Genomic DNA, 20,614 nt, shown 5'->3' on the forward strand with positions numbered 1-20,614 from the left:
AAGATCATAGGTGTCGACTTTGAGGATATAAGTCTTCTGCGCTGATTCGGTAGATTAAGATCCAGTCTGGCTGAATATGACAGTCACGATGATTTTTCCAGTTTCCTGAAAGGGGATGATCTCGATAGATTGGTTCCAGCAATTTAGCCGATGATAGTTTGTCGATAACGGTTCTCAACTTTAATAGGTCTTTGTTTTGTTTCTTGAGTCTTTTGTAATCCTTTTTAAATTGAGTTGTGTAATGGATATTCAACTATCAAGCTCCTGAAATAAATCATCAACGGAATCAACTTTATGCAGATTTTTTTCAGTTTCCGAATTCTTTAATACTTTCTTGGTGAGATCATTGGGCAGTTTTATTTCAAATGGAATACCATTATGTAAGGTTATTTGAGACAGGAACATTGAAATAGCCTCTGACATAGAAATGTTTAATTTATTTAATATGATTTGAGCATTTTGTTTTATTGCTGGATCAACACGGGTTTGAATGGTTGCTGTTTTTGCCATAATAAACTCCTATTATTGTATTGACATTCGTACTACAAATAATATACGGCAAAATATAAAAAATTCAAACAAGTTTTTTCAGTATCAGCATTACTAAGCAATACTCCATAAAAGTGTTCTTGATTATATTTCATTCTGTTCGTTGCGTTCTTCAAGAACTGTTTTGAGAACTTTAAGGGCAGTATTTGCAGCCGGAACCCCTGCATATATGCTTGTCTGGAAAATGACTTCGGCAATATCTTCTTTGCTGCATCCTACATTCAGGGCTGCATGTATGTGAAGTTTAAGCTCTTCTGGCTTTGAAATGGCAGTCAGTGCTGCAACGGTTACAAGCTGCCTTGTTGTATGGGGAATCTTTTCCCTTGAATAGAACTGTCCTGTGATGTAAAGGGACATCTCTTTTGCAAGGTCTTTGTCAAAGGTGCGCCACAGGTTATATGGCTTATCTTCATCCCTGACGCCATTGAAATAAAGCTTTGCTGTTCTGGATGTTTTGAGGGCAATATCGTCTTTATTCATACTTTTTTCCTTTTTTTGCGCATCCTTGGTCACTTTAAGGGTGCAACATGTTTAGTTGATATTATTCATTTTTTGGGGAGTTGTCATGAAAATAGATTATGTTTTAAATAAGTTCAACTGTTTAATAAAGAGATTGGATGTTGTTGCCGGTTTTTTGGTTATACTGGCTGTTGTGTCTGTTATAAGCTTTGTTTTTGCTGTTGATACTGTTTCTGCTTCAGACGAGGTCAAAGGTAAAATGAATATCCGTTTCAGCACATGGCATGTACCGGCAGGAGCTGATGTGCAGAAGCTGTGGATACCCATGCTGGAAGAGATGAAAAAAAGAAGCAACGGCAGAATTTCATACACAATGTATGCAGGCGGTGCCCTTGGCAAGGGGCCTGAACATTATGATATAATCAAAACCGGCCTTTCTGATATGGGGTATGCTACCCTAAGCTGGACGCCCGGACGTTTTCCTCTCACCGATGTTCTCTCTTCTCCCATTGTCTGTCCTGCCAAATGGAAAGGCGCAGAGGCTGGAATGGCCATGTATGATAAAAAGCTCCATTCAGAATTTGAGGGTATTAAGGTTCTTCATATAAATAACTGTGTTATGGCACATCTCTGGACAACAAAAAAGGTTACAACAATGGAGGATATAAGGGGAATGAAGATAAGAAGCCCCGGCGGACTTCAGACAAGAGCCATAAAGGCTCTGGGTGCGGTTCCTGTTTTCATGCCCCTTGGTGATGTCTATCTTTCCATGGAAACAGGTGTCATTGATGGTGTTGTTACCTGTCCCGCGCTTATAAAGGCATTCAAGCTTTATGAAGTTGCAAAATTTGGAGTGCCGACCTCATTTGGGTGCGTCTCTGAGGGCCTTTTTGTCAACCAGAAGTTTTGGGACAAAATTCCGGAAGACCTCAAACCCATTGTTGAGGATGTAGGAAGAAATGCGTACAAAGTTGCCGGTATATTTGATGAACATTGGTATGAGGATATCATGGCAGGCTTTAAGGAAAAAATTGAGATTACACCTCTTTCAGATTCTGAGCAGGCAAAATGGGATGATGCATTCAAGGGAATGCTTGTGGAGTGGGCATCGGAGCTTGAAGGTAAAGGTCTGCCTGCAATAGAGGCTCTTAAAGATTTTAAAAAGGAGCTGTCAAACGTGGGTGTTGGCTTTAATGCCTGTCCTTATTAAAAACGTCATATCATGTACTTTAGAATCAGACATATGATTTCAAAACTGACCTCTCTTTTTCTTTATGCCGGAACAGGCTGGGTGCTGGTCATGATGATAATGACAGTTATTGATGTGGCTGGCCGTTATTTTTTTTCCAGACCTGTATCCGGCTCAATTGAGTTGAGTCAGTTCATGATGGCTGCATTCAGCATCCTGGGGATGGCATATACCAATGCATCAGGAGGGAACATACGTGTTACTCTGCTCATCAGAAGTGTTCCTGAAAGGGTAGCTGCCCTTATGGATACATTGACCGCCATTCTTACCCTCCAGGTAATGGCTGCCATTGTATGGTATGGTTGGGTTATGGGGTGGGAAGATTATCATTCAGGGTCAGCAACAGATACCCTTTCACTTCCTCTCTATCCTCTGAAATTTCTTATGGCTGTTGGTGCACTTTTGATGAGTATGACCATTTTTATTGATCTTGTGGAATCCCTTAAATGTGCTGCCGGAATGACACCTGCTGATGATATAAAAAACATTGAACTGTATAACGGCCATGGCAAACCCATCTTGCCACAACGAAGCATGAAAGCCCTGAAAAAAAACTTGAAATACGGGGACTTTCATATAAAAGAAGAAGGTCTTACTGGAGTGAAAGTTCTTTCCGGAAAAAAACAGGTAGAAGAGAATAGAAAACAACGTACAAAAACGGGGGATGCCTGAACTTCATGGATCTTCAGACAGTTGGCATTGCCGCAATATGTGTTCTTTTTGTGCTTCTGCTCATTGGTATGCCCATTGGGTTTGCCCTGGCATTTGTGGGATTCTGGGGTATTAGTTATATTACCGATATATCTGTGGCCCTCCCAACCCTGCTGCGATCCTTTGATACTACATTCTCATCATATTCATTTACTGTTATTCCCCTTTTTGTGCTGATGGGAGAACTTGCCACAGTATCAGGATTGAGCCAGGGGATCTATGAAATGGCGGATAAATGGCTTCGTCGCCTTCCTGGAGGGCTTGGCATTGCCACCATAGGAGCTTGTGCCGGTTTTTCCGCAATATGCGGCTCTTCTGTTGCCACTGCCGCAACACTTGGGCGGGTTGCCCTTCCGGAAATGAAAAAATATGGATATGATCTTCATCTTGCCACAGGCAGCGTTGCAGCCGGTGGCACACTTGGCTTTCTTATTCCGCCAAGTATAGGTTTTGTGGTGTATGGAATCTTGACGGAGCAGTCCATTGGAAAGCTTCTTGTTTCAGGATTTATTCCAGGTTTTATGCTGACACTTGCCTATATTGTAATTGTAATGCTGTGGGCCATTATAAATCCCCTTGCAGCACCACTTAATTATGACAGAATACCATTTAAGGACAAAATTGCCACAATTAGAAATGCCTGGGAGCTTATAGTTGTTTTTTTTCTTGTAATGGGCGGAATTTATGCAGGTGTTTTTACACCGACAGAAGCTGGTGCGGTTGGTGCATTTTCACTTTTTTCAGTAACCCTTTTAAAGAGAAAACTCACACTTGATGCACTTTTAAAGGCATTGACAGAAACCACAAGGGTTTCTGTAATGATTTTTATTATTCTTTCAGGGGCATACCTTTTTACCTATTTCATGGCATTGACAATGATTCCGACCAACCTTTCACTTTGGTTAAGCGGGATGAATCTCTCACGCTATGTCATTCTTTCCATTATTCTTATTGGCTATCTTCTTCTTGGGTGTTTTCTGGATGCAACATCAATGATGGTACTGACCCTTCCTGTCATTTTTCCCACCATCATAGGACTTGGCTTCAATCCCATATGGTTTGGAGTTATATCTGTTCTAATGATGGAAGCAGGTCTTATAACTCCGCCTCTGGGTTTGAATATTTTTGTGATATCAGGTGTTGCCAGGGTTCCCATGGAGATTGTGTTTAAAGGCGCCTTCCCGTTTTTGACAGCAATTTTGCTGGTTGTAGTACTTGTGACTATTTTCCCTGAAATTGTGCTCTTCCTGCCCGGTCTTCTTTAATCTTCGGCATCTTTCATACACCCATAAAAGTATTTTGCACTTTCCAGTAGTGGCATAAAATTTGCGGTTATTTTGATTGCGGTTTTGATGATTTAATGAATAGAATAGATGAACTGGAAATCATGGACGAACAGGAACAGGTGGAGTAATGCCGGTACTCAAAGAGCTATCAGAAAAATGTGGGTTCAAAATTATTATTCCTGTGAATGATCATGAACCAAAGCATGTACATTTATTCAAAGGGGCAGATGATTTTGCAAAGATTGAGATAGAAACCCTTAAAATAGTAAGATCATATTTAAAGAAAGGCGAGCTCAAACAAGCCATTGAAATAATCAAATCCAATCAGAATTATTTGATTCGGAAATGGGAAGAAATTACTGGTGGACAAAATGACAAAATGTAAAAGTGTTAAAATAGATAGTGGTCACTTACAGGTGTTTTTAGAAGACAGAAGAATTTTATTTATTCCGCTGGACTGGTATCCCTCGCTTGTTTCCGCTTCAGATTCGGAACAGGGAAATTTTAATTTAATAGCCCGTGGCACTATGATTGAATGGCCTGATCTGGATATTCATATAGATATTGAAGAACTGTTTAATGTGGGTCTCAATGAAATAGCAGCCTAACAGGCGATCTTATGGCAGTAATGAAAAGACGCAATCGCTACCACCCCTTCTATTACTTTGAATGTATATGCACATATCATGAAACCCACCAATCAGGAAGCAGCTTTTAGGTTTGAAAAATTGGTGTATTTATTAAACCGGTAGCAGAATGTCAGCAGAAAAACAAAAAGGGCTTACGGTGATTTCCGTAAACCCTTGATTTTAATGGTAGGCACGAGCGGACTTGAACCGCTGACTTCTACCGTGTCGAGGTAGCACTCTACCAACTGAGTTACGCGCCTTTATTAGCACTGTTTCAGGCATTTCAGATATCATTGCTACCAGGGCATGTCAAGAAAAAAATAGCTTTTATTATTCAGAGATATATGCCCCTTCCATATCGGATTTTTCAATGGGAGTCTCGTCAGATTTGGGTATAAATCTTATGGTCAGACTCTCTTCAGTAACCTCGGAAAGCTCCAGCCCAAAAGTGTCGAATCTCTTGAGCATCAGGGTGTTTGCCAGAGTTTTTCCGTTTCCTTTGAAAAGTATATCGACTATTGCCTGTTCTGAGCTTAATTCCCTTGTCTGTACATCTTTTATATTGCTCATTGAGTTGAGGGTTTTTCTGAGCATAATAAAGCTTGAAAGATAATCTGAACCCTCTATTTTTGCTTTTATTGTTTTGAAGTCTGAACCCTGCTGTTGCCATGAATTTTTAATAATGGAAGCCAGAGCCTGTCCCGAAGTTTCACCTGCCATTTCAAGACTTGAATCAAGACCTTCTTTGTTGTTCATACTTCTGGCAACTGCATCCTTGGAAAGAACAGCAAGTTTCATGCCGCTGGATACACTGTATATATCAAGTTCAACTCTTCCTGTGTAGCTTTTTTCATCGCCCATGACATTGGAATCTTCTTCCGCAAGAGCTGTTCCTGTTACAACAATGTCAGCCTGAAGTTTGCGGGCAAGGGCAATTGATGCTTCTGTATCATAGACTGATGTGAAAAAGATTCCCAATTGTTCAGGGTCAGGACGTTTTTGTAAATCCCCTGCAAGTTTGTAATTGTTCTCTTTCAGGACAGAAGCAATTTTTTTCTCAGTTATGGAATTGTAAGGTAAGGCACTGCTGCCCCACCAGAAACGGGGAGAGCTGTCTTCAGGTCGTTTCTCACTAATGAAGAGCATAACCTCAGGAAGCTGAATATCAGATATTATAAGAGATTTTTCTTTTAGAAATTGTTCCAGAAGTTCTGTGTTGAAACTGGTTTCAACAGCAACAGTATAATTTGATGAGGCTTTGGCCTCTCCAATAATTTTGTATGTTGATATATATCTATCAGGATTGCCAGCAAGAAGTGTACTACTTATGAATTCAAGATTGTCGGAAATCTCTGCTGGAGTCAGCATTTTTGTTATTATCTTTTCAAATGATCTGTTAAGGGCATCGTTTACCGCGTTTTGCTTGGCCTTGGGGATATCTTTTTTTATTTCACTGCTGCCAAATGATATTATGACAGAAGAATCAGAGATGGTTGGTTTGGATTCAGGAAGTGCTGCATATCCTGACTGCCTAAATACAAAAGATAATATCAGGATTATTGCAAAGAAGGAGAGCCTCATAGTTCTTAAAATCGGGTTTAGATAATTATTTGTTTTTTTTGTTGCAAGAGTCCTTTGAATAGTCATTTCATAGCTCCTGAATTATAATTTTTATATGAAAGTCTCGGTAACAGCCTGTTTTTAAAACGACTTTCATCTCTTCGATTGGGGCGGTCATCAGCCATGTACGTTTTATATGAAAGTCTCGGTAACAGCCTGTTTTTAAAATGACTTTCATCTTTTCGATTGTGGCGGTCATCAGCCATGGCCGTTATAAGAAAGTCCCCGCCGTTTTTGGTTGCGCGGGGCTTTCATGCTTCGTTGAGGCAGAAGGTTCTGCCATGGCCGTTATAAGAAAGTCCCCGTCTTTTAAGGATCTAAACGTCTTGGCAAAATGCTGTTTTTTAAAGACTTTCAATTTTTTGATTGTGGTGGAGAATCTCCATGTACGCTATGATTCCCTTTTAATTGCGTATTCAGCCAGCATAAGCATCACTTTTTTGGCACTGCACTCCCCAAATGCATCAAGGCATTTAATTGCCTGATTTACATGAAAACCTGCTCGCTCCAATGTGAAGTCAATGCCGTTATAGTGTTTGATTTTATTAACTATTTCATTGAAATCATGGTCACTGAAGCATGGATTATCTATTATGGATTCCATTAGGGCTTTATCTTTGGTGTCAGCCTTTGACAGTGCATGGATTAGAGGAAGGGTAAGCTTTCCTTCCCTGATATCGGCACCTGTCTTTTTTCCAAGGGTTGTTGTATCTGATGTATAATCTAAAAGGTCATCTGCCATTTGAAAGGCCATTCCAAGATGGTATCCATATTGGTCAAGTGCGTTTTGTTGTACAGGTTGGGCATTTGTCAGAATCGCACCGCTGCGGCAGGCTCCCTGAATCAGCACGGCTGTCTTGCGTCTTATGATCTCAAGGTACTCTTTTTCAGTCAGATGAATATTGCCTTTTTTTTCCATCTGGTCAATTTCGCCCTGGGACATCTCTTCTGTTATTCCTGCCATCACTTTAATAAGAGCCGGAATCTCAGTTTCAGCAGCAAGGCTTAAAGAGCTGGCCAGAAGATAATCTCCTGTAAGAACAACCATTGCAGGACTCCAGCGTGTGTGGGCTGCATCCCTGCCGCGTCTTGTGTCTGCACTGTCAACAACATCGTCATGTAGAAGGGTGGCAGCGTGGAGATATTCAAAAATTGTGGAAAACTTAATAATTGCAGCGTCGTTATTTGGGCTGTCACTATTATTTGTGTATAGACAAAGACGGCCGCACATCAGTGTGAGAAGAGGACGCAGACGTTTTCCTCCACTGAACAGCAGATGTCCTGCAATGTCAGAGACAAGGGAGATATTGGGTGCAAGGTTTTCATGAAGTGCATTTTCTATTTTTTCAAGGTCTTTTCCAACCATTGAGAGCAGTTTTTTTTTAAGTTCTTTGGACATGAAGGCTCCTTTGGCCTGCCAGATCATACTCATGGGTTTCGGTAATATATACATCAGCAAATTGACCAATTTCAAGGCCTGAGCCATAAATAAATGTCAGACCGTCAACTTCGGGTGCCTGAAATCTGCTGCGTCCAAGGTAGATGCCCTCATCCGGGTTCTCCTCCACAAGCACTTTTATTGTCTGATTGAGGTATTTTTCGTTTTTTTCCTCTGAAATCAGAGCCTGGGCGTTCATCAGAATGGCAAGCCGTTCTTCAGCAATATTTTCTGGAATATGGTTCTTAAGATGGTGTGATGCAAGATCTTCAGAGTCAGAGTAGGGAAAGACACCAAGATGATCGAAACGTACATCCTTAATAAATTGAAGCATAATTTCAAAATCTTTTTCCGTTTCCCCTGGAAATCCTGTTATAAGGGTGGTTCGCAATGCAGCATCTGGAGATATCTCGCGGATTGTTGCAAAAAGACGGTAGAGATCATCAAGGGTATAATTTCTGCCCATACGCTTTAAAACACCGGAACTGGCATGTTGTACTGGAATATCAAAATATGTACAGATATTATCAAGGAATGCAATGGTTTCTATTGTGCTTTTGGATATGGAGGAGGGATGCGTATAAAGGAGCCTTATCCATGGAGCTTCTTTTGAAATTTTTGGGATATTAATATCTGTTTGTTCGCTCTTAATATCAAGAGTTTTTTTCAGGATATCTGAGTTCTCTGTCAGGGTATCAGAATTTCTTTCCGGGTCACCATAATTTGCCGACAGTATATCAGAGGTTGCAGTGTGGAGATTTGTATTTCCTGTCTGGATATGTTTGTCAACAGTTGCTGAAACAGCTTGAAGAAGTTTGACAAGGGATGCAGGTGGTGTCAGCTCAGAACCGTAATCAGTTGTGTTTTCACCAACAAGTATTATCTCTTTGACGCCCTGTTTAAGAAGATATTGGGTCTCTTCAACCACCTGGTCAATGGGGCGACTTCTTTGTTTTCCTCTCAATTTGGGGATGATGCAGTATGTGCAGTGACGATTACAGCCTTCGGATATCTTTAAAAATGCAGAGTAGTCAAGAGTGAGATGGCGGGGTAGGGGGTAACCCTGGAATTGTCTATTGCAGGGATCTGGTAGCAAGAGAATTGTGTTTGATTGTTTTTTCTGGAATCTGCTTTCAAGGGTTTCAATGGTCTCGACAATTTGGTCACATGCTCCTGTTCCAAGAAAGGCATCCACTTCAGGCATTGACTCTGCTATGGTGTCATTTTTAAATCGTTCAGGCAGACACCCTGTTACAACAAGATGGCGGCAGTTTCCTTCAGAAAGAGAATCCTCACTATCATTACTGTTAGTCTGATTGGTTACATCACTCTGCTCTTTGTTTTTATACTGGGCCAGGGTCAGGATTGTTTCCACAGCTTCGGCTGATGCTGCTGCAATAAATCCACATGTATTTACGATTATTACTTCGGCCTCTGATGGATCAGGGCAGATTTTATGACCATTAGATGTCAGGCGACCAAGCATTACCTCACTGTCAATCTGGTTGCGGCAGCACCCAAGGCTTTCAAGGTATATTTTCATGTTATTTTTTTTGTTCCTGCCCTGATCTTTTAAGTATATCCCCTTTCCATAGATGAAAAGGGGATAATTATAGCTTTCCAGAAAAATATTTTATTTTTTAGTCAAAAAATTTATTTAGATAACAGATAGTTAGACTTTTTAATTGTGAATTTAATTATCTGGAATACTATATAGAGTTAAATTGATTTTGACATCATGTCGCCAAGGAGCCTGCTGAATCGTGCAGGGTTGTCAATCTTGCCCCCTTCGCTTACAATTGCAATATCAAGGAGCAACTGGCTGTAATCTGCAAGAAGAGGGTTGGTTGTATCTGTCTCAAAAAGAAGTTTCATCTTGTCAATCAGGGGATGGTTGACATTCAGCTCCAGAGAACGCTTCTGGGAAGGCATATCCTGACCCGATGCCTTGAGAATTTTTTCCATGTATGCGCTCATGGCATAATCATCCGCAGAGAGGCAGGATACAGACTCTTTAAGACGATTGGATACCACAACTTCCTTTACCTTGTCTTCAAGTTTTTCCTCAATGAACTTGAAAAGGGCTGTATATTCATTTTTCTTTTCGTCATCCACCTTGTCAAGGTCAAGCTCTCCTTTTTCCGCACTTTTTAGTTTCTTCTCTTTATATTCAGGCAGTGACTGGGTGACCCACTCATCAACAGGATCAACCATAAGAAGCACTTCATAGTCCTTTGCCTTGAGGGCCTCAAGAAGAGGGCTGTTAATAAGGGCGTTCATGTTTTCACCGGTTATGTAATATATCTCTTTTTGATCCTCAGGCATTTTTTCGATATATTCATCAAGGGTGATATATTTGCCGTCTGACTTGGTGCTCTTGTATCTGAGAAGTGATGCAATTCTCTCCTTGTTCTCGTAATCCATGGGAAGACCCGATTTCAATGCCTGGCCAAACTCCTTGTAGAACTCTTCATATTTCTCCTTGTCCATCTCCTCAAGCATGCTGAAAATCTTTTTGACAAGGTTTTTACGGATATTTCTGACAAGGCGGTCCTCCTGAAGAATCTCGCGGCTTACATTAAGATTAAGATCCGGTGCATCCACAACACCCTGTATGAAACCAAGATATTCAGGCAGAAGCTCCTTGCAGTCATCCATTATAAAGACACGTTTGCAGTAAAGCTGCATGCCATGTTTTCTTTCAGGCCGGAAAAGATCAAATGGGGCCTTTGACGGAATAAAAAGAAGAGCATCGTACTCTGTTACACCTTCAAATTTTTTATGAAGAATTTCAAGGGGTTTATCCCAGTTGTGACTGATGTGCTTGTAAAACTCCTCATACTCTTTTTCTGTTACTTCGTCCTTGCTTTTTGCCCAGATTGCCTTCATGGAGTTGAGGGTCTCATCTGAATGAATCTTTCTGAATGTATCTCCGACAGGCTTCCCGTCACTGTCCTTGATAAGCTCTTCATCAGGGATTGGTTCACTTTTTTCAACATTCATGATAATGGGATAAGTTACAAAATCAGAATGTTTCTTGACAATGTGGCGGATTGTGTATTCATCAGTAAAATCCTGGTCACCCTCTTCAGGGGTTTTCAGCTTAAGGGTTATTGTTGTGCCCCTTGACTCTTTTTCCACTGTTTCAATGGTGTAGGAACCCTTTCCATCAGATTCCCATTTTACCCCTTCATCAGCACCTGCGGCTTTTGTTACAAGGGTAATGTGCTCAGCAGCGATAAAAGCACTGTAAAAACCGACTCCAAACTGTCCTATTAGTTCTGGTGTAAGTGTTTTTTCATCCCTTGAGCGCTCAAGGGCTTCCATGAATGCCTTTGTACCGCTTTTTGCAATTGTACCAATGTTGTCATTAACCTCATCATAGGTCATGCCTATACCATTGTCGCTTATTTCAAATACCTTCTTTTCAGGGTCTGTGGAAACCCTGATGTGATAATCATTATCACCTTCAAAAAGGGCAGGTTCTGTCTGCTCCCGGAATCTTGCCTTGTCAATTGCATCCGAGGCATTTGAGATAAGCTCCCTTATAAAAATCTCTCGGTTGGAGTAAAGTGAGTTGATAATAAGATGAAGCAGTTGCTGAACTTCTGTTTTAAATTCACATGTTTCCTGTTTTTTACTCATTGGTTCTCCTGAAAAAAATTGTGGTTAATCTCTCTTTGCTGTTTTGCAGCAGTCATATTATTGATTTTCTGAATTGCCTTAAATAATTGATGCAAAATCGTGATTGTCAAGGCAGAGATGGTTGCAATATATTTTTTTTTCATCCTGCTTTTGGCATGTTTCATTTTCCGCTTTACACTTTTGTGATTCGTATTCCCTTTTTCAAAGGCTTTACATCTGAAAAGTGTAAAGTACTTTTGGATGAAATTAAGGATGCCCTGCTTTTACGGTAAACGGACATGGCTGTGATTCAGTCACCCCCGAATATAAAAATTTGTATCTATTTTCACGGTAAAAATTACTATCATTTTTATATTTAAGGGGTGATTGATGCGTAATCAATCATGCCTGTTTACTGCAAAAACAGATCTTGTTTTTAAAATCAACGCTGCCAGGGGAGCGCCAATAATCATGAGTGGCGTTATTATATCCTGCATCTCCGCCCACTCTCCTGTGATTTTATATAGGATAAGAACCTTATAAGAGAGAATAAGTGACCAGCTCAAAACTGTTCCTGTTGTATTTAAATGAGCTTTGAGATTAAAAGGTATTAGTGCAACAAGGTATAGAGCATACCATGGGTAAAGTGTTGGAGTTGTAATAGTCCAGATAAGTGCAATTTTAAAAAGTGCATCCGTTAATACGTTAAATCCGCTATCTTTGTTCTTGTCTTGTAAAACTTTGTTTTTTAAAAACTGAAAAAAGACAATAGAGTATAGAAGAGTGAATAGAATCAAAATAATAGATCTTGTTATACTTCCTGAACTGCTGGTGTAGTTTTGGATATAATTTCTTAAAACTTTGAAAATGAATCCTGAAAATTCCCAATTTTGAATATATTGATTTAAAGTTATAAAACTATTGGCTATATCAGGACAAAATGAAATGTTTAGTAGCACAATAGTAATAATAGAGCTTGTGCCCATTATAATTCTCATTTTCCCATCTTTAATCATAAGCACGCAAAACGGGAAAAAATTAATGGAATCCACTTGGTCAAAATCGACAATCCCATAAATATACCTGAGAATATTTGCATTGAAACAGAAATTATCTGCCAATTTGTTTTGGTTGTTTCATCTCTGTATTCTCTGGGGTAATTGGCCAGATATATTGAAATTACAAGAAAAAAATCGCTGCGCCATCAATATGGCCAGATTTTGCTATTTCAAGAACCGGCAGGGGATGCCATGCGTAGATGGTCGCATGGCAGGCAGGCAATTTCATTTTTTTGAGAATCCGGATAATGAACAGGCAAGATAGCGTGTCCATTATAATTAGAACTGTTTTTATGCCTGTAAAGCTCTCATTGAAATTTAAGGCAGAATCTGCAAAATTGCCAATTGCAAAGGTGATTTGTGCTGCCGGCGGATATATGGTTGCCAGTTCAGGGTGGTTAATCAGTGGGAGCAGTGTTGATATTTCTGGGTATATCTCTCTTATGCGCTCTAACCCTTCATGGTCGTATTCAATGCCCACATCCGACTGTGAAAATAATGATGGGTATTTCCATTGTAAATCAGTCATGGCTTCTGACGGATTAAGGAATGGATTTTTAATAACTTGCCCATTTACCTCACCTCCCAGCCCCCTCTCACAGAGTTGCGAGGGGGAGTTTGGGAAAATTATTTCAGACTCATTCCTAAACGTCTCTTGCCTTTGCATGGCCTCCAATAATTCAAGAGGTGTATAGCTGTAAGGATTTTGACCATTAGCAAGCATTGCTCCATCAAGGCAGTAGCGATAAATATCATCTGAAAGGGTCGGGGTGTGGAAAAGAAACATCAGGCGCATAAGGATGGCAAAAGCAATTATAAATCCTGCTGATAACTCTTTTTTGCCGCTATGTTGTGTCTGGAGAGATGATTTTGCATCACAATGATCTGACGAAAACTGTAAAACAGCAATCAGAATAACAATAAAGCCTGACACTCCAACCATTTTGGTAATGGCAAGAGAAATATCAGGCTCTATTGCAAGTGTTAAATAGGAAAAAAAAATTAAAAATGAAATTAATGCAGTCAATACAACCTTGAAGAGATGCACGGCAGTGTCTCTATATTGTTTTCCAGATAATAAAATTGGCAATTGTACTGTAGGGGCAGCTCTGTGTGGCTGCACTCTCAAAAGTTGAGATTGTAAAATTTTTTTTGGGAAATCTATAGCTCAATTGAAATAACGTACATGGCGGATGCCCGCCACAAACGAAGGAATGAAAGTTGTTCTAAAAACAGCTAGTTATTGAGACTTTCATATAAAAATTCAGTGTAACAGGGGAAAAGGAATCCCTTGTTTTTGCTTGTCCTGATCAGGGCTGAAAGCTCAAAGCCAGTGTCCAGGTATCACCCTTAGCTGTTGATTCACCCCATAACGCTGCAGTATAGCCAAACTCAAGACCCATTTTGTCAGACACTTTACAGCCTAATGTTAAATCAATTTTGGTTAGATCATACTCAAATGTGGCAGTTGGGTTTCCGTAATTGTCAAAATGATTTTTGCCGTTGCCTGCACTGATAAGTCCATCAAGCTTAATCCTTGTATATAATTTTTTGCCAATATCAGAACCGATTTCAACAAGATAACGAAATTCATCAGAAGGCTCTTCAGCCCGCCAGCGATACGCAGATTCCAGATTTATATAGACAGGCATTATTGACCAGAGAGAACGACCATACATCAATCTTGCTTCGTAATCATACTGGCCATTACCAAGAGAGAGAGCATCCTTTTCATCGTATAACTCAGGTATTTTTAGGATACCTTGAATGGAAAAAACACCAAGGTTGCCTGCATATAGCTGGTAACGCAGTCCAAGATCAAAATCTCCAGTACCAGTTGTTTCATATTTGAAATAATTATCCTCTTTAGTAATCTCTTTATAGTAGAAAGAAGTTAATATTGACAGTTTATCTACTATTCCATATTCCATATAATAATTAAGGTTAAAATCTTTAAATTCGCCATTTGACGGCATATTTCTGCTGTCTCCATTTTGATCAAACTCATTATCTGCAAAAAAATAATTTGCTGCAAAACGATGATAGCTTTTGCCTTTTTCCATGGTCCACGCACCGGCAGACAGAGTGGATGCAGTAGCTATAATTATTATCAGCACTACATTGCAGGTAATCAGAAAATGAGTTGCAATATTATTTTTCATAAAAAGGCCTCCTTGAAAATCATTGTAAGTCACAGGTATAATCCCTCTTTGAACTATCTGAAAATCCGAATTTTGGAGTTCTGACAAATACACCACCCTTTTCAAATGCCCCTTTTACTACAGAAAGTGCGAAAAAAGGGGAAAGAGCTATACTGATAATCGGGAGAAGCGGAAGAGCTGTCAAAACATAGTATTGACGGTTAAAAATGCTGTAAACAAGATAATAGGTTAAAATTGAAAAAGAAATGCACAAAAGGGGAATCTCAATCCATTTTACCTGACAGATACCAATACTTGAACGGTAAAGTATTACAGGGTAGAGTGTCATGGTGACAATAAATCCGAGTAACCAGCAGACATTTGCCATAAGATGAGCAATTGCTTCAATTTTTACTCCCAATGAAACCGGTGATGAAAGCAAACCCGGAAGGATTTTTCGTGCTGTCTGGATTGAGCCTTTACTCCACCTCTCCTGCTGAGAACGAAAATCAGATAAAGTTGCAGGCAATTCTGACGGCACAACTACATCGTTGAGGTATAGGAATTTCCAGCCTGAAAGCTGGGCTCTGTAACTTAAATCAAGGTCTTCTGTTACAGTGTCATCCTGCCAGCCCCCAGATGATTCAATGGCCTCTTTTCTCCATACTCCAGCAGTTCCGTTAAAATTGAAAAAAAGATGTCGGGAAAATCGTATTTTGTGTTCAATCCCGAAATGGGGAGAGAGCATTAGAGTTTGAAGCCTTGTGAGCCAGGAATATCTTGAATTCAAAAATCCCCAGCGGGTCTGCACCATTCCAATCTTTTTGTCTTTTGTATTGCTATTTATAAAATTTTTATTTTTAATAATTTTATTTCGTTTTCTACTAATTTTGTTTTGATCAGTCAGATCTTGATTTAAATCAATAGGATAAAAATGTGGAATCGTTTTTTTCAGGAAATCGGTGGGTGGAATAAAATCAGCATCAAAAACAGCAATAAATTCACCACTTGATTGCCTCAGGCCATTTTGAAGAGCACCTGCCTTGTATCCTTTTCTGTTATTGCGAAAGATTGCATAAATCCATACACCTTGCCCTGCCCAGTATTTGACACTCTCTTTTACAATATCATTTGTTTCGTCAGATGAATCATCAAGAATCTGAATTTCAAGTTTATTGCTTTGCCATTGAATAGATGCAACAGCATCAATAATTCGAGCAGCCACAAGAGGCTCGTTGTAAAGTGGTACCTGGATTGTTACCAAAGGAAGCTTGTCAAAAGATAATCGTGTTTCATGTTTTTCCTCAGACCTGCTTTTAAACCAGCATATAAGAAGCCAGATTCTATGTGTTCCATAAAGGGCGAGTCCCCCCATGCTTGCAAAATGAATAAGTGTCAGAATGTTTAATATGTCCAATAGTTCTTTGTTCATGGAAACGATCATTAACACAGGATTTTTTTAAAAGCAACAGGCTCCATCAATATAGAAAATTGCAATAAATACAAGGGAATAAATGCCTATTATCAATTGGACAAACTCAACTCATAAGATTAAAAATACAAGATTTTACTGCATTTTTTGGCATCTTTCATTTGCCAGTTTACATTTTCCTGAACACAATGCCGGTTTTTCTAGTAGCCTGTTCCGGAAAGTGTAAAGCACTTTATGCATGATATGAAGGATGCCCATTCTTCATATCACATTTCCAGTGTGACAATTCAGGATAATAATTTTGTAAAATGGGACAGGGGTAATGATTCATAGATCTCTTTCAGTAGTTTTTATTGTTTTTATAGTCATCTTAATTTCATCAATATGCAAGGAAGCTGATTCGGATACAGCAGTTAAAACTGTTTTCTCACCAAAGAGAGTTTTGATGGAGCCCCATCAACTTAAAGAGAATTTTTCAAACTGGATTATTTTAGATGCCAGACCAGTTAAATATTGGGAAAAGTCACATATTTCAGGAGCAATCTCGTTTAGCTGGGAAAATTATACAACAATTGATTCAAACAATATTCCCTATCGTGTTTTATCACCCGAGCAGATGGCAGAAGCACTTGGAAAACTAGGTATTTCTGCCGAAAGCATGATTTTGATTTATGGTGATGCTGATAAAAGCTGGGGTGGTGAAGGGTGGGGCTTCTGGCTCTTTGCCTGGTTGGGCCATAAAGGTGAGGTTGGGCTGCTCAAAGGTGGAATTCAGGCCTGGGAAAGAAGCAAATTTGATTTGACAGGCAGAGCCAAAGAGAGCCTGGATAAAGATAGGCCAGTAGAGAGTAAGAAAAAACAGAGCATTCAACCTGTTAGATACATTCCAAATCCAGTTCCTTCCATCAATATTTCTGCCAGAGAGATTCACGATAATCCCGATAAATACCAGCTTGTTGATACTCGTTCCACAATTGAGTGGTTCAAGGGACACCTGCCGGATGCTGTCCACATACCCTGGGAGAAGTTTTTTAAAGGCAGAGACAGAAGCCCTCTCAATGCGGAAGAGTTGAAATCGCTTTTAAATAAAAACGGTTTAAATATGGAAAAAACCGTTGTCTATTACTGCACAGGCGGGATTCGCTCAGGTTATGCCTGGATGGTTCATGAGCTTGCTGCTTTAAAGCTAAGAGAGCTTCCTGAAACAATAAATTTTGAGGGAGGAACGGCTGAGTGGGAAGCTGTTAATAATCTCAATGGGTTATGACTGAAAAAGTCTCGGAATCGGACTTTTTACAGGTTCATCAATATTAATCAAGACCATCATTTTTTAACCTGAATTATTTTAATGTGGAGAATGTGTAATATGATAAATTTTCGTTTTGTTAAGTATTTGATTTTTATAGTGTTATCCATTGTTTTGATTGCATCTTGCAATGATTCTGATGTTACAGAGAAAAATCCATCTGAACCTTTGACACCTGTTGAAGTCAAAGGCTATCCAAATGGCCAGTTTATAGCAACTTCAGAAGACCTTTCAGAAAGTGGGGTGGTTATTGTGGATGCAAGAGGTGAAACTGCCTACAATGAAGAACATATTCCGGGTGCTGTTAACATTATGTGGCAGGAATTTGTAGATGGCAGCACTAATCTTCTGCCTGTAGATCAGTTGGAAGAGGTTCTTGGCCAGAAGGGGCTTACAAGAGAGTCTAAAATCATAATCTATGATGACACCACAGCATCATGGGGTGCATCTGGAAGGCTTTTCTGGATGTTTGAGACCCTTGGCTGTGAATGGGTTAAAATTTTGGATGGAGGGTGGGATAAATGGATTGCTGATGAGAATAACACGGAAAGCAGGGGGAACACCTTGAATCCAGCAACCTTTAAGGCGGTTGTAAAAACAGATAAAACATCAGACAAGGCTCACATTAAATCTCGCCTCAATGATAGTGACTTTGTGGTGGTGGATACAAGAACTGATGAGGAATTCAATGGGTGGCAACTCTACGGTGAGGCAAGAGGTGGACACATTACTGGTGCGGTTCAGCTACCATATGCATGGTATTTTAAAAGTGACAAGACCGTTTTAGATTATCAGGATATGAAATCTCTTTTTGAATCTAAAGGAGTCACTGAGGATAAAGAGGTTGTTCCATATTGCACAGTCGGGATAAGAAGTGCATATGCCTATTACCTCACACGCCTTATGGGTTATGAAAGATCAAGTAACTATGATGCTTCAATAACTGACTGGGCTGATTCTGATGAATCATTTTATCCCATGGAAAAATTGGCAAATTATCAGAAACTTGTCTATCCGAAGTGGGTAAACCAGTTAATTGAATATCATAAAGAGGGGAGCTTATCATCGCCGCCGCCTGACTATCCATACAGCCGTGACCATAAATATATCATATTTGAAACACAGTGGGGAACAATTGAGTATGCCACTTCTTATAAATCTGGTCATATTCCGGGTTCAATTCACTCAAATTCAGATATTTATGAGAATGACTATCCACGCTGGTTTCTTCTTGATGATAATGATGTGCATCAGGCCATGGGCAATATGGGGATAACCGAGGATACCACAGTTATTGTTTATAGCGACAGTAACATCTTTGCGGCAAGGCTCTGGTGGATCCTGATGTATGCAGGTGTAAAGGATGTCAGATATCTTAATGGCGGTTATCAACAGTGGATCGCAGGTGGTTATCAAGGTGAAGAGACTGTGAATCAACCAACTCCTGTCATGTTTACAGGAAGTGTCAGACCTGAATATATTGCAACAGTTGATGATGTATTTTATAGTTATACAGATACATCAAACGTTTTTTTGGCAGATGTGAGAAGCTATGAAGAGTATATTGGCGAAATAAGTGGTTACAGTTACGTTGCCCAAAAAGGAAGAATCCCCAATTCTGTCTGGTGCCATGATGCTGATGATTCTGGTGGGATTTATGTTGACTCTGATGGGACTATCAGAAGTTATACAGAAATAATGAAATTATGGAATGGTTTTGGCATACACTCTCAAACAACGCCTGTTCCTTATGACTCTTCCAGTGCAAATCTGCTCGGTGGCGGTGGTATGCTTGAAAAAGAGTTGATATTCTACTGCGGAAGCGGTTACCGATCTGCCCTTACCTTTATGTATGCTCACTTGATGGGGTATGAAAATGTCAGAAATTTCTCTGATGGCTGGGAAGGTTGGAGTACAGAATACCGTCAGGATGACAACTGCACTGACAGCATAACTCCTGGTTGGTGTCAGGATCCTTCTGGTAGGCCGATAGAGTCTGGTGATGAGTCATGAGCTTTCTAACAAAGCCAATAGAGACTGGTGAGGAAGAAAATTAAATTGCATCTCGTTAATCGACAAGTGCCAGTTAAAACCAGGTGTTGTCATACGATTTCTGTCGTCATTCCAACTCTGAATGAAGAAGACAATATACTTTCATGTGTATCAAACATCCTCTCAACCCCTCATCTTTATGAGATCATTGTCGTAGATGGGGGGTCTGAGGATAAAACAGTAGAGCTTGCAAAAAAAGCAGGTGCAACTGTTTTGCTGCATGACAGGCCATACTTTTCCGGAGGTGGCAGAGGTGGTCAAATCAAGGCAGGAATCAAAAAGGCATCAGGTGATGTTGTGGCTGTTGTTCATGCAGACACGCTTGTCGCTCCAAAAGCCTTCAAACAGATGATAAGGGTTCTTAATTCCCGCCCTTCAGTAATTGGTGGTGCGTTGGGGTGCAGATTTAAAGAGTTTGCACCCTTTAACTCGTCAAATAATCCAGCTTTGTCAAATAATCCAGCTTTGTCAAATAATTCAGCTTTAAAGATAGATAAAGGAGATGAGTCTTTTAAATTTATTAGATTGAAGTTAAAAATACTTGAATTTCTAAATGATGCCCGAGCTGTTTTTTTTAATATCAGCTTTGGGGATCAGGTTCAATTTTTTCGCAGGGAACCTGTAGTTCGCCATGATATTTTCCCGGATATCCCACTGATGGAAGATGTTGAATTCTCCATAAGGTTAAATTCACTGGGGAATCAGGTCTTTTTATTTACCCATGTAGTTGTATCTGCAAGGCGGTGGGAACGCTTAGGACTAAAAAATATACTCATGATCCTCTCTCTGTTATTGAACTACCTTTTTAAACGATTTTTCAAAAAGCCCCTTGATACCTCTCCTTATTATAGCAAATACTACTCTTCTTGAATTCAGGTTTACAGGCCGATTCAACTGTAAGCTTTCTTTGTGCTATTTATATGCTTTACCCTTGAAATAGATACAAATTTTCATATTCGGGGTGACTGAGTGCCGAGCATGAACGTTTACCTTGAAAATATCGGCATCTTTCATTTATCGGTTTACACTTTTCTGAACCATAGATTTTCATGATTAAGGG

The 20,614-nt window shown here is 39.7% G+C and carries 19 protein-coding genes and 1 tRNA gene; 8 read left to right on the top strand and 12 right to left on the bottom strand.

What is annotated here, in order from left to right; genetic code table 11:
- Positions 1-4: 4 nt before the first annotated feature.
- The 3 genes from MTBBW1_RS30360 to MTBBW1_RS12760 all read right to left on the bottom strand — a co-directional run bounded on the left by MTBBW1_RS30360 (position 5) and on the right by MTBBW1_RS12760 (position 1,029).
- Complete coding sequence (locus MTBBW1_RS30360; RefSeq protein WP_080804152.1) at positions 5-253, bottom strand: type II toxin-antitoxin system YafQ family toxin; 249 nt, start codon at positions 251-253, stop codon at positions 5-7.
- Positions 250-510, bottom strand: a complete 261-nt coding sequence (locus tag MTBBW1_RS12755) for a type II toxin-antitoxin system RelB/DinJ family antitoxin (protein WP_080804153.1) — start codon at positions 508-510, stop codon at positions 250-252. Before MTBBW1_RS12755 ends, MTBBW1_RS30360 begins: the two co-directional genes overlap by 4 nt.
- A 123-nt stretch (positions 511-633) precedes the next feature.
- Positions 634-1,029: a carboxymuconolactone decarboxylase family protein gene (locus MTBBW1_RS12760; protein ID WP_080804154.1), complete on the bottom strand. Its 396-nt coding sequence runs from the start codon at positions 1,027-1,029 to the stop codon at positions 634-636.
- A gap of 85 nt (positions 1,030-1,114) precedes the next feature.
- Between MTBBW1_RS12760 and MTBBW1_RS12765 the strand changes: the two genes are divergently transcribed.
- The 5 genes from MTBBW1_RS12765 to MTBBW1_RS12785 all read left to right on the top strand — a co-directional run bounded on the left by MTBBW1_RS12765 (position 1,115) and on the right by MTBBW1_RS12785 (position 4,862).
- Positions 1,115-2,218, top strand: coding sequence for a TRAP transporter substrate-binding protein (locus MTBBW1_RS12765; RefSeq protein WP_080804155.1), 1,104 nt, complete (start codon positions 1,115-1,117; stop codon positions 2,216-2,218).
- A 33-nt stretch (positions 2,219-2,251) separates the two neighbouring features.
- Positions 2,252-2,929, top strand: a complete 678-nt coding sequence (locus MTBBW1_RS12770; RefSeq protein WP_186441249.1) for a TRAP transporter small permease subunit — start codon at positions 2,252-2,254, stop codon at positions 2,927-2,929.
- Between the two features lie 5 nt (positions 2,930-2,934).
- Positions 2,935-4,233, top strand: a complete 1,299-nt coding sequence (locus MTBBW1_RS12775; protein ID WP_080804157.1) for a TRAP transporter large permease — start codon at positions 2,935-2,937, stop codon at positions 4,231-4,233.
- Between the two features lie 148 nt (positions 4,234-4,381).
- The gene (locus tag MTBBW1_RS12780) at positions 4,382-4,639 is read left to right on the top strand and encodes a DUF4160 domain-containing protein (protein WP_080804158.1); all 258 of its coding nucleotides are present in this window, start codon (positions 4,382-4,384) and stop codon (positions 4,637-4,639) included.
- A complete protein-coding gene (locus MTBBW1_RS12785) occupies positions 4,626-4,862 on the top strand; it encodes a DUF2442 domain-containing protein (protein WP_080804159.1) in 237 nt (78 codons plus the stop codon). The genes MTBBW1_RS12780 and MTBBW1_RS12785 overlap by 14 nt, the downstream gene beginning before the upstream one ends.
- Before the next feature lie 205 nt (positions 4,863-5,067).
- On the opposite strand, the gene MTBBW1_RS12790 is transcribed toward MTBBW1_RS12785, so the two are convergent.
- The 9 genes from MTBBW1_RS12790 to MTBBW1_RS12830 all read right to left on the bottom strand — a co-directional run bounded on the left by MTBBW1_RS12790 (position 5,068) and on the right by MTBBW1_RS12830 (position 16,196).
- Positions 5,068-5,143, bottom strand: a tRNA-Val gene (locus MTBBW1_RS12790).
- 70 nt (positions 5,144-5,213) lie between these two features.
- A complete protein-coding gene (locus tag MTBBW1_RS12795) occupies positions 5,214-6,530 on the bottom strand; it encodes a hypothetical protein (RefSeq protein ID WP_080804160.1) in 1,317 nt (438 codons plus the stop codon).
- 364 nt (positions 6,531-6,894) lie between these two features.
- A complete protein-coding gene (locus MTBBW1_RS12800; RefSeq protein WP_080804161.1) occupies positions 6,895-7,902 on the bottom strand; it encodes a polyprenyl synthetase family protein in 1,008 nt (335 codons plus the stop codon).
- A complete protein-coding gene (locus MTBBW1_RS12805) occupies positions 7,886-9,484 on the bottom strand; it encodes a MiaB/RimO family radical SAM methylthiotransferase (RefSeq protein ID WP_080804162.1) in 1,599 nt (532 codons plus the stop codon). The genes MTBBW1_RS12800 and MTBBW1_RS12805 overlap by 17 nt, the downstream gene beginning before the upstream one ends.
- A gap of 176 nt (positions 9,485-9,660) precedes the next feature.
- Positions 9,661-11,586: a molecular chaperone HtpG gene (gene htpG, locus MTBBW1_RS12810; protein ID WP_080804163.1), complete on the bottom strand. Its 1,926-nt coding sequence runs from the start codon at positions 11,584-11,586 to the stop codon at positions 9,661-9,663.
- A gap of 377 nt (positions 11,587-11,963) precedes the next feature.
- Positions 11,964-12,551 (bottom strand): hypothetical protein, encoded by a 588-nt coding sequence (locus tag MTBBW1_RS12815; RefSeq protein WP_139786760.1) that lies wholly within the window; start codon positions 12,549-12,551, stop codon positions 11,964-11,966.
- A 193-nt stretch (positions 12,552-12,744) separates the two neighbouring features.
- Positions 12,745-13,671, bottom strand: a complete 927-nt coding sequence (locus tag MTBBW1_RS12820) for an MptA/MptB family glycosyltransferase (protein WP_080804165.1) — start codon at positions 13,669-13,671, stop codon at positions 12,745-12,747.
- 262 nt (positions 13,672-13,933) lie between these two features.
- Positions 13,934-14,785 (bottom strand): hypothetical protein, encoded by an 852-nt coding sequence (locus tag MTBBW1_RS12825; protein ID WP_080804166.1) that lies wholly within the window; start codon positions 14,783-14,785, stop codon positions 13,934-13,936.
- Positions 14,786-14,804: 19 nt separating this feature from the next.
- Entirely contained in the window at positions 14,805-16,196 is a 1,392-nt protein-coding gene (locus MTBBW1_RS12830) for a glycosyltransferase family 2 protein (RefSeq protein ID WP_186441250.1), read from the bottom strand.
- 445 nt (positions 16,197-16,641) lie between these two features.
- On the opposite strand from MTBBW1_RS12830, the gene MTBBW1_RS12835 reads away from it, so the two are divergent.
- The 3 genes from MTBBW1_RS12835 (at position 16,642) to MTBBW1_RS12845 (ending at position 20,424) form a co-directional block, all read left to right on the top strand.
- Entirely contained in the window at positions 16,642-17,463 is an 822-nt protein-coding gene (locus MTBBW1_RS12835) for a sulfurtransferase (RefSeq protein ID WP_186441251.1), read from the top strand.
- 99 nt (positions 17,464-17,562) lie between these two features.
- On the top strand, positions 17,563-19,515 hold the full coding sequence (locus MTBBW1_RS12840) for a sulfurtransferase (protein WP_186441252.1): 1,953 nt from the start codon (positions 17,563-17,565) through the stop codon (positions 19,513-19,515).
- A gap of 45 nt (positions 19,516-19,560) precedes the next feature.
- Positions 19,561-20,424, top strand: a complete 864-nt coding sequence (locus MTBBW1_RS12845; protein ID WP_139786761.1) for a glycosyltransferase — start codon at positions 19,561-19,563, stop codon at positions 20,422-20,424.
- The last annotated feature ends 190 nt before the right edge of the window (positions 20,425-20,614 follow it).

The organism is Desulfamplus magnetovallimortis (genome assembly GCF_900170035.1).
In the GTDB taxonomy this organism is placed as follows: domain Bacteria; phylum Desulfobacterota; class Desulfobacteria; order Desulfobacterales; family Desulfobacteraceae; genus Desulfamplus; species Desulfamplus magnetovallimortis.